This window comes from Micromonospora citrea, from assembly GCF_049629545.1.
Lineage (GTDB): Bacteria > Actinomycetota > Actinomycetes > Mycobacteriales > Micromonosporaceae > Micromonospora > Micromonospora citrea_A.
Map to the genome: position 1 here is coordinate 517,018 of NZ_JBNADX010000001.1, position 14,358 is coordinate 531,375.

13 protein-coding genes and 1 riboswitch are annotated in these 14,358 nt (G+C 74.0%); of the genes, 6 read left to right on the forward strand and 7 right to left on the reverse strand.

Annotated features, from left to right (window positions below):
* The gene (locus ACPFP2_RS02215; RefSeq protein ID WP_424085503.1) at positions 1-252 is read left to right on the forward strand and encodes a hypothetical protein; all 252 of its coding nucleotides are present in this window, start codon (positions 1-3) and stop codon (positions 250-252) included.
* 68 nt (positions 253-320) lie between these two features.
* Positions 321-1,979: a ribulokinase gene (gene araB, locus ACPFP2_RS02220; RefSeq protein WP_424085505.1), complete on the forward strand. Its 1,659-nt coding sequence runs from the start codon at positions 321-323 to the stop codon at positions 1,977-1,979.
* Positions 1,980-2,221: 242 nt separating this feature from the next.
* Here araB and ACPFP2_RS02225 read toward each other — a convergent pair whose 3' ends face one another.
* Together ACPFP2_RS02225 and ACPFP2_RS02230 are read right to left on the reverse strand one after the other, a co-directional pair.
* Positions 2,222-3,640, reverse strand: a complete 1,419-nt coding sequence (locus ACPFP2_RS02225; protein ID WP_424085506.1) for a glycine hydroxymethyltransferase — start codon at positions 3,638-3,640, stop codon at positions 2,222-2,224.
* A 17-nt stretch (positions 3,641-3,657) separates the two neighbouring features.
* Positions 3,658-3,747, reverse strand: a riboswitch (ZMP/ZTP riboswitch).
* A 5-nt stretch (positions 3,748-3,752) separates the two neighbouring features.
* A complete protein-coding gene (locus ACPFP2_RS02230) occupies positions 3,753-4,025 on the reverse strand; it encodes a hypothetical protein (protein WP_424085507.1) in 273 nt (90 codons plus the stop codon).
* 107 nt (positions 4,026-4,132) lie between these two features.
* Between ACPFP2_RS02230 and ACPFP2_RS02235 the strand changes: the two genes are divergently transcribed.
* On the forward strand, positions 4,133-4,999 hold the full coding sequence (locus ACPFP2_RS02235) for a metallophosphoesterase family protein (RefSeq protein WP_424085509.1): 867 nt from the start codon (positions 4,133-4,135) through the stop codon (positions 4,997-4,999).
* Between the two features lie 51 nt (positions 5,000-5,050).
* On the opposite strand, the gene ACPFP2_RS02240 is transcribed toward ACPFP2_RS02235, so the two are convergent.
* From ACPFP2_RS02240 to ACPFP2_RS02255, 4 genes are all read right to left on the reverse strand, one after another.
* Positions 5,051-5,551 carry a hemerythrin domain-containing protein gene (locus ACPFP2_RS02240; protein ID WP_424085511.1) on the reverse strand — a complete coding sequence of 167 codons (501 nt, stop codon included), beginning with the start codon at positions 5,549-5,551 and terminating at the stop codon, positions 5,051-5,053.
* A 115-nt stretch (positions 5,552-5,666) separates the two neighbouring features.
* Positions 5,667-7,154: a S8 family peptidase gene (locus ACPFP2_RS02245; protein ID WP_424085513.1), complete on the reverse strand. Its 1,488-nt coding sequence runs from the start codon at positions 7,152-7,154 to the stop codon at positions 5,667-5,669.
* A gap of 145 nt (positions 7,155-7,299) precedes the next feature.
* Complete coding sequence (locus ACPFP2_RS02250) at positions 7,300-8,169, reverse strand: NAD(P)H-hydrate dehydratase (protein WP_424085515.1); 870 nt, start codon at positions 8,167-8,169, stop codon at positions 7,300-7,302.
* A complete protein-coding gene (locus ACPFP2_RS02255; protein ID WP_424085517.1) occupies positions 8,153-8,884 on the reverse strand; it encodes a histidine phosphatase family protein in 732 nt (243 codons plus the stop codon). The genes ACPFP2_RS02250 and ACPFP2_RS02255 overlap by 17 nt, the downstream gene beginning before the upstream one ends.
* Before the next feature lie 156 nt (positions 8,885-9,040).
* Here ACPFP2_RS02255 and ACPFP2_RS02260 point away from each other — a divergent pair, with 156 nt between their 5' ends.
* A complete protein-coding gene (locus tag ACPFP2_RS02260; RefSeq protein WP_363878012.1) occupies positions 9,041-9,271 on the forward strand; it encodes a hypothetical protein in 231 nt (76 codons plus the stop codon).
* A 63-nt stretch (positions 9,272-9,334) separates the two neighbouring features.
* Here the strand turns inward: ACPFP2_RS02260 and ACPFP2_RS02265 are convergent, their stop codons facing one another.
* Positions 9,335-11,584, reverse strand: coding sequence for a VPS10 domain-containing protein (locus ACPFP2_RS02265; RefSeq protein ID WP_424085522.1), 2,250 nt, complete (start codon positions 11,582-11,584; stop codon positions 9,335-9,337).
* Between the two features lie 178 nt (positions 11,585-11,762).
* On the opposite strand from ACPFP2_RS02265, the gene ACPFP2_RS02270 reads away from it, so the two are divergent.
* Positions 11,763-13,709, forward strand: coding sequence for a Xaa-Pro dipeptidyl-peptidase (locus ACPFP2_RS02270; protein WP_424085524.1), 1,947 nt, complete (start codon positions 11,763-11,765; stop codon positions 13,707-13,709).
* A 91-nt stretch (positions 13,710-13,800) separates the two neighbouring features.
* Positions 13,801-14,346 carry a hypothetical protein gene (locus ACPFP2_RS02275; protein WP_424085526.1) on the forward strand — a complete coding sequence of 182 codons (546 nt, stop codon included), beginning with the start codon at positions 13,801-13,803 and terminating at the stop codon, positions 14,344-14,346.
* The last annotated feature ends 12 nt before the right edge of the window (positions 14,347-14,358 follow it).

Here is a 14,358-nt window from a genome sequence, read left to right on the forward strand (position 1 = left end):
ATGGTCGCTTGGGAGTACGCCCTGCTGGTCCGCCGCTACCAGGGGCAGGGACGCAATTTCCACGTCTCGTTCGTCTGGTACGGCCCCGACGGGTCGCGCACCGACATCACGGCGTACGGCGACACCGCCATCGCGCACCTCAACCGGGCCGGCCGGGAGGGCTGGGAGCTGGTCTCCGCCGCCGAGGACGTCAACAACGTGCAGGGCAGCACCGAGGTGCACCGGTACCACCTCAAGCGGCAGCTCGCCTGAGCCCCGCCGGTTGCTAGCGTGACCGCACCGTCCCGCGAGCGCCGGAGGCGGGGACGGGAGGGGCGGCGGTGACACGGCGGTACACCGTCGGGGTGGACTTCGGCACGCTCTCCGGCCGGGCGGTGGTCGTCGCCGTCGACGACGGCGCGGAACTCGGCAGCGCCGTGCACGCGTACCGGCACGGTGTGCTCACCGACCGGCTGCCCGGCGGCGTCCCGCTGCCCCCGGACTGGGCGTTGCAGGACCCGGCCGACCACCTCGACGTGCTGCGCGTCGCGGTGCCCGCCGCGCTGGCCGCCGCCGGGGTCGACCCGCGGGACGTGGTCGGCATCGGGGTCGACGCCACCTCCTGCACCGTGCTGCCCACCCGCGCCGACGGCACCCCGCTCTGCGCGCTGCCCGGCCTGCGCGACCGACCGCACGCCTGGCCCAAGCTGTGGAAGCACCACGCCGCGCAGCGCCAGGCCGAGCGGATCAACACGGTGGCGCGGGAGCGCGGCGAGCCCTGGCTGGCCCGCTACGGCGGCCGGGTCTCCGCCGAGTGGCAGCTCGCCAAGGCCCTCGAACTGCTGGAGGCCGACCCGGAGGTCTTCCACGCCACCGACTGCTGGATCGAGGCGGCGGACTGGCTCGTCTGGCGGCTGTGCGGCCGCCGGACCCGCAACGTCTCCGCCGCCGGCTTCAAGGGCCTCGTGCAGGACGGCCGCCACCCGTCCGCCGACTTCCTCGCCGCGCTGCACCCCGCCCTGCCCGGGCTGCTGCCGAAGGTCGACGGCCCGCTCGCGCCCGCCGGCGCCCGCGCCGGGACGCTGACCGCCGAGGCGGCCGGCTGGACCGGGCTGCCGGAAGGCACGCCGGTGGCGGTCGGCGCGATCGACGCGCACGTCACCGCGGCGGCGGCCCGGTCGGTGGCCCCGGGGCGGATGCTCGCCGTGCTGGGCACCTCCACCTGCCTGATCATGAATGCGGACGCCTGCCACGAGGTCCCCGGACTCTGCGGGGTCGTCGACGGCGGGGTGACCGCCGGCCGGTGGGGCTACGAGGCCGGCCAGAGCGGGGTCGGCGACATCTTCGCCTGGTACGTCGACCGGGCGCTGCCCGCCGGGTACGTCTCGCGGGCGGCGGCGCTCGGCGTCGGCGTCCACGACCTGCTGGACTCCCTCGCCGCCGACCAGCCGGTCGGCGGGCACGGGCTGCTCGCGCTGGACTGGCACAGCGGCAACCGGTCGGTGCTGATGGACCACGAGCTCAGCGGCGTGCTGGTCGGCCTGACCCTGGCCACCCGGCCGGAGGAGATCTGGCGGGCGCTGCTGGAGGCGACCGCGTTCGGGGCCCGCACCGTGGTCGAGGCGTTCACCGCAGCAGGGTTGGCGGTGGACGAGCTGACCGCGGCGGGTGGCCTCACCGCCAACCGGCTGCTGCTGCGCATCTACGCCGACGTGCTGCGCCGCCCACTGCACGTGCTGGACGCGGCGCACCCGGCGGCGCTCGGCGCGGCGATCCACGCGGCGACGGCCGCCGGGGCGTACCCGGACGTGGAGTCGGCGTCGGCGGCGATGGGCGCCCCGCACCGGCAGACGTACCACCCGGACCCGGCCCGCGCCGCCGCCTACGACGACCTGTACGCCGAGTACCGCGCCCTGCACGACCACTTCGGCCGGGGCGGCACCGACGTCCTGCACCGCCTGCGCGCCCTGCGCCACCGCGCCCTGACCCGCCCCACCTGACCGTCTCCCGTCCGCGACCCCGGCCGGCCGGCGGTCGGCCCGGCCGGCACCGGCGCTCCGGCCGGCACCGCCTGGTCATGTCGGCGATGTGGCGGCATCCCTGCCCGCTCGACACCGCCACTTCGTCGACATGGAGTCGATCTCACCGCCCGGCGCCGGTCGCGCCTCTCGGGACACAGGGGCGGGCAGGGCGACGCCCCGCTCGGCCGGGCCGGGCGGGGCGTCGGGGGAGTGCGGTGGGCTCAGCCCAGGTCGACGGAAGGGTAGAGGGGGAAGCCGGCGAGCAGCTGGCTGGCCTGGTTGCTGACCTTGTCGGCCAGCGCCGGGTCGAGGACGTACTTCGCCTTCGACTCGCCCGGCTTCGTCTGGCTGAGCACGGTGTGGATCAGCTCGGCGGTCTCGTCCATCTGCGCCGTGCCCAGGCCGCGGCTGGTCAGCGCCGGGGTGCCGATCCGGATGCCGGACGTGTACCAGGCCCCGTTCGGGTCCTGCGGGACGGCGTTGCGGTTGGTGACGATGCCCGAGTCCAGCAGCGCCTGCTCGGCCTGCCGGCCGGTCAGGCCGTAGCCGGAGACGTCGATGAGCACCAGGTGGTTGTCGGTGCCGCCGGTGACCAGCTTCGCGCCCCGGCGCAGCAGTCCCTCCGCGAGGGCCTGGGCGTTGTCGACGATCCGCTGGGCGTAGTCGGCGAAGTCGGGGCGACGGGCCTCGGCCAGGGCGACCGCCTTGGCCGCCATCACGTGCGGCAGCGGGCCGCCGAGCACCATCGGGCAGCCCCGGTCGACCTGGTCGGCCAGCTCGGGCCCGCAGAGCACCATGCCGCCGCGCGGACCGCGCAGCGACTTGTGGGTGGTGGTGGTGACGATGTGCGCGTGCGGCACCGGGTCGAAGTCGCCGGTGAAGACCTTGCCGGCGACCAGGCCGGCGAAGTGCGCCATGTCGACCATGAAGGTGGCGCCGACCGAGTCGGCGATCTCCCGCATGATCCGGAAGTTGACCTTCCTCGGGTACGCCGAGTAGCCGGCCACCAGGATCAGCGGCTTGAACTCCCGGGCCGCCTCGGCCACCTTGTCGTAGTCGATCAGCCCGGTGGTCGGGTCGGTGCCGTAGCTGCGCTGGTCGAACATCTTGCCGGAGATGTTCGGCCGGAAGCCGTGGGTGAGGTGGCCGCCGGCGTCCAGCGACATGCCCAGCATCCGCTGGTTGCCCAGCTCCCGGCGCAGCGCGAACCAGTCCGCCTCGGTGAGGTCGTTGACCTGGCGTACCTGGGCCTTCTTCAGGGCGGGGGACTCCACCCGGTCGGCCAGGATCGCCCAGAACGCGACGAGGTTGGCGTCGATGCCGGAGTGCGGCTGCACGTACGCGTGGGCGGCGCCGAACAGCTCCTTGGCGTGCTCGGCGGCGAGCGCCTCGACGGTGTCGACGTTCTGGCAGCCGGCGTAGAACCGGCGGCCGACGGTGCCCTCGGCGTACTTGTCGCTGAACCAGTTGCCCATGGCCAGCAGGGTGGCCGGAGAGGCGTAGTTCTCGCTGGCGATGAGCTTGAGCGACTCGCGCTGGTCGGCCAGCTCGGCGCCGATGGCGTCGGCCACCCGGGGCTCGACGGCGCGGATCACCTCGAGCGCGCTGCGGAAGGCGGTGGATTCGGCGTTCAGCGACATGCGACCTCCAGTTACGTGCGGAAGGCCCAGGCGCTCGGCGTGCGTCCTCATGACGGGGCCGCTTCCCGATGGTGCTCCATCCCCACGCGCCAGTCACGGCCCACCGGCGATCCTACCGGGTCGCCGTCGCGGCGTCCGGATCCACCTCGCCGCCGGCCGGCGCGATGGGGCCGCCGGCCGCCGAGCTGAAGGACACCGGGGTCACGGTCACCTCGCTGATGCCCGGGCCGACCGACACGAAGTTCTTCGCGGGTGCCGACATGGCCGACACCCGGGCCGACGGACGAGCCGCCGCGCAGGGCTTCGAAGCGATGACGAAGGGCGAGGAGAAGGTGGCCGCCGGCTCGCTGAAGGGCAGGGTCCGGGCGGCGGCCGCGCGGTTCACCCCCGACCGGCTCGGGTCCGGGCAGCACCGCACGATGGCCGAACCGGGCTCGGCGGAGTGCGGTTCGCGTTCCCCACGTGGCGTCGCGGTCTGCGTACCATCGGCTGATGCTGGGGGAGGAGCGCGACGGCAGCCTGGTCGCCATCAGCGACCTGCACATCGGGTACCCGGAGAACCGGGCGCTGGTCGAGGCGCTGCGACCCGCCTCGCCCCGGGACTGGCTGATCGTCGCCGGGGACGTCGCCGACACCGCCGCCGACGTCGAGTGGGCCCTCGGCCTGCTCGCCGGGCGGTTCGAGAAGGTCGTGTGGTCGCCCGGCAACCACGAGCTGTGGACCCCACGGGGCGACCCGGTCACGCTGCGCGGGCTGGCCCGCTACGAGCACCTGGTGCAGCGGTGCCGGGCCCTGGGCGTGCTCACCCCGGAGGACGAGTACCCGGTGTGGCGGGGCGCCGGCGGGCCGGTGCTCGTCGCGCCGCTGTTCCTGCTCTACGACTACAGCTGGCGACCCGAGGGGCTGGACCGCGTGGCGGCCCTGGCCGAGGCGTACCGTACCGGGATCGTCTGCACCGACGAGTTCATGCTGCACCCCGACCCGTACCCGGACCGGGCGCAGTGGTGCGCGGCGCGGGTGGCGGAGACGGCCCGGCGGCTCGCCGGGCGTGACCCCGCCCTGCCGACCGTGCTGGTCAACCACTGGCCGCTGGTCCGGGATCCGACCCGGGTGCTGCGCTACCCGATCTTCGCCCAGTGGTGCGGCACCGAGGCCACCGCCGACTGGCACCGGCGCTTCGATGCCGTCGCGGTCGTCTACGGGCACCTGCACATCCCCCGCACCAGTTGGCACGACGGGGTGCGCTTCGAGGAGGTCTCGGTGGGCTACCCGAGGGAGTGGCGGCAGCGGGCCGTACCCCCGGGGCGGCTGCGCCGGATCCTGCCCGCGCCGGACGCCGACGCGCCGGTCGCCCGGTGACACGCGACGGGGCCCGGCCGACGGCCGGGCCCCGTGTCACGTCGTGGCGGCTCAGGCGGTGACCGCGTCGACGGCCTTCTTGATCGCCTTCGGGTCGGACGGGGTACGCGGCGCGTCCGCGCGCATGTCGATCATCCGCTGGCCGATCTCCTGGAGCTGGTTACGACCGAGCGCCTCGCGCACCTTGGGGAACCACTCCTGCTCCTCCTCCTCGACGTGGTGCTCGACGTTCTCGATCAGCACCGTGGTCTTGGCGACGAAGCGCTCGTCGGAGGGGTCCATGATGGCCAGCTCGGCGCAGAGCAGGTCGGCGACGTGGTGCTCCTCGTACGACTCGAGGATGTCGTCCTCCAGGTCCGGCAGCAGCTTGCGGACCTCCGGGTACATCACCTCGTTCTCGAGGTAGGTGTGCACCGTCAGCGCCTCCAGGATCTGCTGCACCAGCCGGCCGCGCGCCTCGGCCGGGCCGTCCTCGGCCTTCTGGAACTCGCGGAACAGGCGGCGCATCTCCTTGTGGTCCTCTTTGAGCAGGACGATGGCATCGGTGGACACCGGCGGACCTCCTTGGTTCGGCTGACGCCGGATCTCCTACCCCGGGTGTGAGCTGCGAAAACGGTAGGGACCCGGCGGATGTCCGCCGGGTCCCACCGCTGGTGCCGTGTTGCTGCTACTTCACCGCGTTGTACGCGTTGACCATGCCGGCGCCGTAGAAGCCGTTCCGCGCGCCGCCGGAGCAGGTCGCGTCGTAGGCGTTCGGGCCGGTCGGGATCAGCGGCACCGGGTTGTAGACGCCGGCCGGGCAGGCCTGCGACACCGAGGTGCGCTCCAGGAACGCCGCCAGCTGACCCGGGCTCATGCCCGGGTTCGCCGACGCCGCCAGCGCCGCGACGCCGGTGGCGTGCGGGCCGGACATCGAGGTGCCCTGCTTGTAGCCCCAGCCGTTGGTGCGCGTCGCCGTGTTGAAGGTGGTCGACAGGATGCCGTCGGTGAGGGTGGAGCGGACGCCCTGGGTACGGAAGCGGGTGTCGCCACCCGGCGCCGTCACGTCGATGACGCCCTGGCCGTACGAGGAGTAGTAGCTCTTCGCCCCGGTCGGGCCGACCGCCGAGACGGTGACCACACCCGGAGCCTCGGCCGGCAGGTCGAGGCAGGCGTTGGTGAGGTTCTCGCGCTCCTCCGGCGTGCCGTTGTTCGGGCTGCCGTCGTCGGTGATCTTGTGCGCGAGGTCGTAGTTCGAGTTACCCGCGGACGCCACGTGCAGCACGCCCTTGCTCTGCGAGTAGCGGATGGCCCGCTGGACCGCCTGCCACACCGGACGCTGGCGTGCGTCGTTGCGGCAGTTCAGCTCCCACGGGTCGATGTAGTAGCTGTTGTTGGTCAGCTCCATGCCGTGCTCGGCGGCCCACATGAACCCGCAGACCGCGGCCTCCGGGAAGATGTAGCCGTCGTCGTTGACCACCTTCACCGCGGCGACCTTGACGCCCGGCGCGACACCGGTCACGCCGACGCCGTTGACGGCGGCGGCGATGGTGCCGGCCACGTGGGTGCCGTGGTCGGAGGTGGTCGGGTTCCAGGCCGCCTCGGTGGTGTCGGTGACCCCGCCGATGCAGGACGTGCTCTTGTCCTTGGCGATCTGGGTCGCCAGGTCGGGGTGGCTGCTGGAGATGCCGCTGTCCAGCACGCCCACCACCACGTCGGCACGGCCGGCGTTGACGGCGTGGGCCTGCGGGACGTCGATCATCGGCATGTCCCACTGCTGACCGAAGAGGGGCTCCTTGGTCGGGTCGGCGGTGGTGTTCGCCGCCTCGGCCGCGGAGACCTCCAGGGTCTCGCCCTCCTCCAGGGCGGTGCCCAGGCCGGCGGTGGACGCGACCGACTCGACGCCCGCGCCCGCCACGTCGGTGACGAACTCGGGGTTGGTCGAGCGGACGACGAGCACGCCGATCTGGTCGTACGCGGCCACCACGGTGCCCTTGGCCGCGGCCACGCGGGCCGCCGCCTTGCTGGTCGTGGCGCCCTGCGGGGCCAGGACCAGGAACGTGGTGTCCGGACCGGCGGCCGACGCCGCCGGAGCCAGCCCACCGGTGACGGCGAGGCCGACACCGAGGGTCACTGCGGACGCGGCAGCCAGTGTCTTGCGACGGAGGTTCTTCACACAGACTCCCAGGGGCTGTTTCCAGCCGGGTGCGCCCCCTGGTGGGGAGCGGCCGGCGGGAAGGGGGCGGGGTGCCCGCTTCCGAACCAACAGCGTAGGAGTCTCGTGTGGCGTTACACACACCCGTTCGGCTGGTCGGCGGCCGTCATACGGTGGCCAGCGTGTGCGGGATCTCGTCCAGCAGCTCGCGGGCGAGGAAGCCGATCCTTCCGAACCGGGGGACCAGCCGCTGACCGCTCACCGCGTGCGCCCAGGCGGCCCAGCAGGCGGCCTGGGCGGGGGCGGCCCCCCGGGACAGCAGGCCGGCCAGCAGCCCCGAACGGACGTCACCGCTGCCGGAGGTGCCGAGGCCGGCGTCGCCGCTCTCCTCCCGCCAGCCCTCGCCGTCCGCGGTGGCGATGTGGCCGTACAGCGACACGACGGCGTCGTAGCGGCGGGCCAGCTCGCGGGCCTCGGCGTCCAGGTCCTCGCCGGGCTCACGGCCCAGCAGGTGCCGCGCCTCGGTCAGGTTGGGGGTGAGCACCACCGGACGGCCCGCGCCGACCAGCAGGTCCGGTTCGTGGCTGAGCGCACCGAGCGCGTACGCGTCCAGCACCAGCGCCGTCTGCGGGCCGGCCGCGTCGAGGACCAGGTGCAGCAGCGCCCGGGTCTCGTCGATGTCGTGCAGACCCGGGCCGACCGCGACGACGTCGGCGCGGCCGACCAGATCGCCCAGCCGGTCGCCGGGGTCACCGGCGACGACGCCGTCCCGGGTCTCCGGCAGGCCGACCACCAGCGCCTCCGGCACCTGGATGCTCAGCGCGGCGGCGGTGGACTCGGCGGCGGCGAGCTGGAGCACCCCGGCGCCGGCGCGCAGCGCGGCCACCCCGGCCAGCAGCACCGCGCCCGGGGTGAACCGGGAGCCGCCGACGACCAGCACCGTGCCACGGTGCTCCTTGCCGCCGGTCGGGACCGGCAGCGCCCAGTCGCGCAGCAGCGCCGGGGTGATCACCCTCGTCTCAGACCGGCTCGGCATGGACCTCGTCCTCCTCGGTGGGGCGGGCGCCCTGCTGGCGCAGGTGCCGGATGTCGTTGAAGGTGTCGAGGGTGAGCCGGCCGTCGGCGTCGGCCGACCAGCCGGTCACCGAGCAGTTGGCGATCACGTGCTCCCGGGTCAGCCCCATCAGCTCCGCCTCGGTCAGCCCCTCGACCAGGTAACGGAGCAGGAAGACCAGGGCGTCGTGGCCGAAGAGCAGCACCCGCCGTCCCTCGTGGTCGCGGCGCAGGTCGCCGAGGAGCGCGCGTAGTCGCAGCGCCACGTCCGTCCACGACTCGCCGCCCGGGGGCCGGTAGTAGAACTTGCCGAGCCGCTGCCGGCGGGCGGCCTCGTCGGGGAACCGGCGGGCGACCCCGTGCCCGGTCAGCCCGTCGAGGATGCCCAGCTCCCGGTCGCGCAGCCGCTCGTCCCGGCTGGCCGGGACGCCGGTGCCGGCCAGCGCCAGCTCCGAGGTCCGCACCGCCCGCAGGTACGGCGACACCACCGCCACGTCCGGGCGCTGCTGCTCGGGCAGGCCGGCCAGCCAGCGGGCGGTGGCCCGGGCCTGCTCCTCGCCGGTGGCCGACAGCGGCACGTCGGCGTCGCGGTGGGTGAGGTCGATCAGCTCCGCGCCGGACCGCTCGGCCGCGGAGGCCGCCACGTTGGCCGTGCTCTCACCGTGCCGGACGATCCAGAGGGCTGCCAGTTCCGCCATGGGCCCATGCGTACCCGGGGGCCGCGCCGGGTAACCGTGCGGGCTGCGCCGCCGCGCCCGTCGCCGGTGCCGTGGCCCGGCGGGGCGTGAAGCCGCCGGGGACGGGTAACCGCTGGGCTCACCGAGACCGACCCAGGGAGGTGTGCCGTGGCCACCATGGTCAGGGAACCGGCCAGCCCGGTGAAGGACAAGAACTACGACCTGATCCACGCCGTGCAGATGTCGTTGCAGCACATCTGGCAGCTGGAGACGTACATCGCGGACGCCGACGCCCGCGGTGACAGCGAGCTGGCCACCTGGTTCCGCAAGATCCAGGAGAGCAACCGCAAGGCCGGTGAGCAGGGCAAGCAGATGCTCATAGAGCGGCTGCAGCAGGAAGGGCGCTGACCCCCGCGCTGCCGGGACCGGACGCAGCCGGCTCGCCGCGTCCGGTCCCGGCAGCCGCGACACTCAGGAAACCTGGACGGCGTAGATGCCCCGGCCGAAGGTCCCCGCCACGAGACGGTGGTTGGTGCCGTCGTACTCGATGTCGTCGACCGGGACCAACGGCAGGCCCCGGCCCTGGCGCAGCCAGACCCCGCCGCCGGTCGGGCTGACGAACACGCCCTGGTCGGTGCCGACGTAGAGGGTCAGCCCCTTGCCGATGGCCAGATCGTTGACCGGCGCCTTCGGCAGGGTGCCGCTGAGGTCGTGGAAGTGCCGGCCCCCGTCCAGTGAGCCGAGCACGTACGGCCGCTGGGAGCCCGACCGGTACGCCGACAGCGTCACGTACACCCGGTCGGCCCGGCGCGGGTCGACCACGACGCGGGTCACCCACGGCTGCCCGGAGAGCAGCAGCTCCCACGAGCCGCCCAGGTCGCGGGTCACCCAGACCCGCCCGTCGTCGGTGCCGACGTAGACGGTCCGGCCGTCCCCGGCCGGGGCGACCGTGGTGATGGTGCCGTAGTTGGTGTAGATCGGGTCGCGGCCCGGTCCGCCGGTCAGGTCGCCGCTGATCGCCGTCCAGGTCCGGCCGCCGTCGGTCGACCGGTTGAGCACGTTCGCGCCGTAGTACATCACCGCCGGGTCGCGCGGGTCGAAGACCACCGGGGTGAACCAGTTCCGCCGGGCCGCGGTGACCTTGTTGCCGAAGTACGTCATCGTCTCGCCGCCGTCGACCGACCAGAAGCAGTTGCCGTACTGGTAGCAGGCGTAGACGTTCTCCTTGTCGGTCGGGTTGATCAGGTTCTCCTCGCCGTCCCCGCCGAGGTACTCGTTGAAGGCCGGGCCGCCCCAGGAGCGCAGCGAGCCGTTGTCCTGGGTGCCGCCGGAGATCCGACTGACGTCCTGCGGCGTGATCGCCACGCTGTAGAACTGGGTGTACGGCTCGTGGGTGGCCTTCACCCAGCCGCCGTCACCGTCGGCGTCCGAGCGGTACGTCCCACCGTCGTTGCCGAGGTAGACCCGCTGCGGACGGCGCGGATCCCAGATCATCGCGTGGTGGTCGACGTGGATGGAACTGCTGTCCGCCGTCCAGGTCCGCCCGCCGTCCTTGGTGGTCAGCAGCGGCACGCCCGCGACGTGCACGTGTTGCGGCTCGTCCGGGTCGACCCAGACCTTGCCGAACCACCAGCCGAAGGTGGACTGCGAGGTGGTCAGCTCTCGGGTGTCCGGCAGCCGGGTCCAGGCGTCGCCGCCGTCGTCGCTGCCGTAGAAGCCGGCGAACGGGCCGGCGGTGGAGTTGACGATCGCGTAGAGCCGGTCCGGGTCCGAGGCGGACTGGCCCAGGCCGATCCGGCCCACCTCCGGCCCGGCCGCCGGCAGCCCACCGGCCAGGCGCGCCCAGGTCGCCCCGCCGTCCGTGGAGCGGTAGATCCCTGAGCCGACCCCGCCGTAGGTGCGAAGGTCCGGGGTGCGGCGGTGGTCCCAGAGCACGGCGTAGAGCCGGTCGGCGTCGCGCGGGTCGATCAGCACCTCGGTCGCGCCGGTGAACTCGTTGGCCCCGGTGAGGATGCGCTGCCAGGTCGTCCCGCCGTCGGTGGAGCGGTAGACGCCCCGGTCGCCGCCGCCGTTGTAGAGCGAACCGGCGGCGGCCACGAAGATCCGCTTCGGGTCGGCCGGGTCGACGGTGATCGCGCCGATCGCGCCCGAGTCGTGCAGGCCCAGCGACCGCCAGGTGCGGCCGCCGTCGCGGGAGGCGTACAGGCCGGTGCCCTCGTAGGTGATGCTGCCGCCACCGGGATTGACCTCGCCGGTGCCGGCGTACAGGGTGCCGTCCGGGCCGGTCGCCACCGCGCCCATCGCCTGGGTCCAGCCGTCCGGCCAGGCCGGCTCGAAGCGGTTGCCGGCGTCGCGGCTCACCCAGACCCCGCCGCTGGCCGAGGCGGCGTAGACGGTGTCGGGACGGTGCGGGTCCAGCGCGAGCGAGGTGATCCGGCCGCCGATGTTGGTCGGCCCGACCGAGGTCCAGCGGCCGCCGACCACGGGCAGCCGGGCCCCGGCCTTCGCCGCCGTGTCGTAGGCGTGCCGGGGCAGCGCCTCGCCGCGCACCGTCTTCTGGAGATAGCGGTACTCGGCGGGGGCGGAGGGCCCGCGCACCGGCCGGTACTCGTCCTCGGGACGCGGCGGGGAGGCGCCGGCGCCGGTGGGGGAGAGGGCCACGGTGCCGCCGGTGAGCAGCGTCGTGGCCAGGATCAGGGAGAGGGTACGTCGTCGTGCCACGGAGGTCCCTTCGCCGGTGGAGGGAGGGTCGACGGTCCCGCCGAACGTTACGAAGACGGATGTCGATGGTCAACCCTTCGACGTCGCCGAAAGTGACCGGTTGGACACGGGGTCTAGGCAGCGGTCGCATCGATGGGGTGGAATGGCCTGACCTGCCGTACCCGTCGGAAGGACCACGATGACGCCTGCCCGGAGCCGGGCACTGGCCGCCGCCACCCTCACGGCGCTGCTGGTCACGGCCGCCCCCACCGCCCCCGCCCACGCCGCGCCCGACCCGCCGCACATCGTCGGCGACCACACGGTGCCGGTCTACTCCTACGCCGACGCCGTCCGGGAGAGCGTCCAGGTCGAGACGCCGACCGACGCCGACGGCGACGGCGCGCGGGACCGGGTCATGGTCGACCTGGTCCGGCCCCGGGAGGCGGCGCAGGCCGGCGTCCGGGTGCCGGTCATCATGGACGCCTCGCCGTACTACCACTGCTGCGGCCGGGGCAACGAGAGCGAACGCAAGACGTACGACGCGAACGGCGTGATCGCCAAGGCACCGCTCTTCTACGACAACTGGTTCGTCCCCCGCGGGTACGCCTTCGCCGCGGTCGACCTCAGCGGCACCGCGCGCGCCACCGGCTGCGAGGACGTCGGCGGCCGGGCCGAGGTGGCCGGGGCGAAGGCGGTGGTGGACTGGCTGAACGGCCGGGCCCGCGGCTTCACGCTGGACGGCGAGCCGGTCACCGCGTCGTGGAGCACCGGCCGGGTCGGCATGATCGGCAAGTCGTGGGACGGCTCGGTCGCCAACGGCGTGGCGGCCACCGGCGTGCGGGGCCTGGCGACCATCGTGCCGATCTCCGCGATCTCCAGTTGGTACGACTACCAGCGGTACCGGGGCCTGCTGCGGGCCTCGGACTATCCCGCCTACCTGCACCGGGTGGTCAACGGTAGGCCCGCCGAGGCGTGCGCCGCGGTGCTCGCCCGGCTGCGCGCGGAGAGCGCGGAGGACACCGGCGACTACAACGCGTACTGGGCGGAGCGGGACTACCGCCGCTCGGTCGGGCAGGTCCGGGCCAGCGTCCTGGTCGCGCACGGCGTCAACGACCTGAACGTCACCACCGGCCAGTTCGCCCGCTGGTGGGACGCGCTCGCCGACCGGCAGGTGCCGCGCATGCTCTGGCTCTACCAGGCCGGGCACGAGGACCCGTTCGACGTCCGCCGGGCCGAGTGGGTGGCCACCCTGCACCGCTGGTTCGACTACTGGTTGCAGGGCCTGCCCAACGGCGTCATGCGGGAGCCCCGGGCCACCCTGGAGACAGCCCCCGGGGTGTGGACCGAGCAGCGCGACTGGCCGGCGCCGGGTACCCGGAACGTTCCGGTGTCCCTGGGGGCCGGCGACGGCACGACCGGAACGCTCGGCGGTCCTGGCGCCCGTCCGGGAGTGGTGCGGGCGTACACCGACGAGTCGCTGACCGAGCCGCAGGTGGTCACCGAACCGACGACCGCCCGCGCCGGGCGGCTGGTGTTCCTCTCCGGCGCGCTGACCGCGCCGCTGCGGATCTCCGGGACGCCGTCGGTGCGCCTGCGGATCAGGGTCGACCGGCCGACCACCGCGCTGAGCGCGCGACTCGTCGACTACGGCATTGCGGAACGGATCCAGTACCGCAACTCCGAGGGGGTCCGGACGCTGACCACCGAGTCGTGCTGGGGGGAGTCCACCGAGGCCGACGACGCCTGTTACCGGGACACGGCCGAGATCACCGCGGTCACCGACCACGGCGTGCTCACCCGCGGCTGGCTCGACGCGGCGCACCACCGGTCCCTGCGGTTCACCAGCCCGCTGCGCCCGGACCGTTGGTACACGGTCACCCTGCCGCTCAACGCGTACGACGCGGTGCTGCCGGCCGGCCACGTCCTCGGTCTCGTCCTTGCCCAGAGCGACCCGGGCTTCACCGAGATCGACGACCGGGACGCCACCGTCCGGGTGGACCTCGGGCGCAGCACGCTGACGCTGCCCGTCACCGGCCCCGCCACCCTGCCGCCGGTCACCGGCGTGCCGGACGTGGTCACCGCTCCCGACCCGTCGGCCGACCGCCTCGCCCCGCCCGACAACCGTCAGCTTCCCGACCGGTCCTGACGGCGAATCGTGACCGGCCCGCCGCCCGGGGCGGCGGGCCGGTCGATCGGGAGGACGCCGGTCGTGGCGGGTGAGCCGCTACCCTGCGCGCATGGACGGCGTTGTGGACGGCGAACGGCTGGCGGCGTCGCTCGGGCAGGCTCTCGCCCGGCTCGCCTTCGTCGACCTGGGCACGGACGCGGTGACGGCGCGGATCATCGACTCCGTGGTCGCCTGGGCGGGTGACCAGGGCTGGCGTGTCTACCGCCGGGCGACGAGCGTGCTGCCCCTACCGCCACCGCTGTCCCGTCAGCAGTCGGTGCTCGACGTGGCGTGCGCCCGGCCGGACGGGCCGCCCGTGGTCGTCGAGGTCGACCACACCGATCGGCGTCGTACCTGGGAGAAGCTGGCGGCGGAGGCGGCGGCCGGCCGCATCGCGATCTGGGTGCGCTGGGGACCGGGCCGGTTCGGTACCGCGCCCGCGCCGATCCACCAGGTGACCTGCCAGGTCTCCCGCCGTGCCGGGCCGCCCGGTGCGGGCCGGCTGTACAGCCGGGCACCGGGCGCCGACCTGCCGCCACCCGCGCACTCCGACCGGCGCACCGGCAACACCGCCCTGCTGCTGCCGCTGCCCTCGTCGGACGACGAGCCGGTCTGACCCCGCCGCCCG